1 protein-coding gene is annotated in these 1,394 nt (G+C 54.1%); it reads left to right on the forward strand.

From position 1 onward, the window contains the following. Positions 1-803: 803 nt before the first annotated feature. Positions 804-1,208: a hypothetical protein gene (locus P0D80_RS50185; protein ID WP_408296204.1), complete on the forward strand. Its 405-nt coding sequence runs from the start codon at positions 804-806 to the stop codon at positions 1,206-1,208. Positions 1,209-1,394: the final 186 nt, after the last annotated feature.

Consider the following 1,394-nt stretch of genomic DNA (forward strand, 5'->3'; position numbering starts at 1 on the left):
AGAGAATAGCTTCCGAAGTCGCCTAAGTCGGTTGGCTGTTCCATTGCTCCGCGTACCCCTGTGTCACTCGCTTCCAGTACGAGCGGGGACGGACAGAGCACAGGACGAGAGCGTTTCGTTCGGTGGGGTGGTGCGCGCCCGGGTGCGGTATTGGTGGGGTCGGGCAACCGTGTTTGAAACTGTTTTCACAGGAACGCCACACTCGCGTGCCAGCGGCACCCCACCAAACGAAACGCTCTCTCTAAGCACTGCCCGCTCAGGATCGAGCTATAATCCGCGCCCGCCGTGGCTTTTACGCAAATTCGGCTGCTTTGGGAAACCCGCAACCAGTTGTGTCAGACCCCATATCTTGAAATTCGTTTACTCGTCGCACTTACGCGATGCCGCTCACTCTATCACCTGCAACTTTTCGCCTGCGACCGCATCTCCGCTGGCAATCACCTCGGCAGACCCGTGGTTTTAGCCGCCGCGCAGCGGGCTCACCTAGTCTGCAAGGCTTCAAAATTTACGCCTGACTCCATCAACTACAACGGGAGAAGACCCGATGGCGACGAGCGCAGCGTCCAACAGCTCCTTCGTTTTTTGGACGTATGTCACGAAAATTCGCGAAACTTTCTGCAGATTCGCGAGCGCGCGTCAGCTCGACCAAGGTCAGGATAGCGCCGTTTGACGCCATATTTTGGCAATCGAATTGCCTCGGCCGTACGATGTTGAAATTGAATGCAGGGAGAACGATTATGTCAATAGTAACATCCGGTACTATAAAAAGAGCTTTCGTTGGTGAACATTCTGCGACTTCGAAGATGAAGTCAAACATGGTCATGGATGGGGCGAAATACGGTAATGCGGGCGGGGTGGGGGACTTGCTTCTCTCGATTTTGACATTCGGGATTTATGCCTTTGCTAAATCATCCAAAATGGATCAGAAAAGAGCGGCGGTCGAAGCGGCCATAAGAGAGCTTAATCAGCAGATACCGGTGAAGGGCGCGACCATTATTTCCACTAAGGTCGACGGTAAAGTGCTGGTCATTTCAGAGATCTCTATTGGTGGCACTCCTGCTTTGAAGGTTGCGTTTGGTGGTAGAAACGTCGGCATAATTCAGAATACGAATTTAGCGTCGTTCAAAGAACATCTGGAGGCGGAAATTGCTCCTGTGCCGAAGCTGAATGAGGACGACACAAGTGAGCACGATGCGCATGGATATTAAAACGGCTCTGTCGGGTAGCTGGGCGCGGTTACCGGCTTTGTTCGGAAGACCAAGCGTGACCAGGACACGTCTGATGGCGCAAGGGAAGGCGTGGGAGTAAAAGTGGTGTCGTGAAGAACGACGGGCTCCCCATGGCGGACAAGACGAAACTGCAGAGCGGCGAGGCGCGCAAGCGCGAGAAGCCGG

Source organism: Paraburkholderia sp. RL17-373-BIF-A, from assembly GCF_046030175.1.
Taxonomy (GTDB): domain Bacteria; phylum Pseudomonadota; class Gammaproteobacteria; order Burkholderiales; family Burkholderiaceae; genus Paraburkholderia.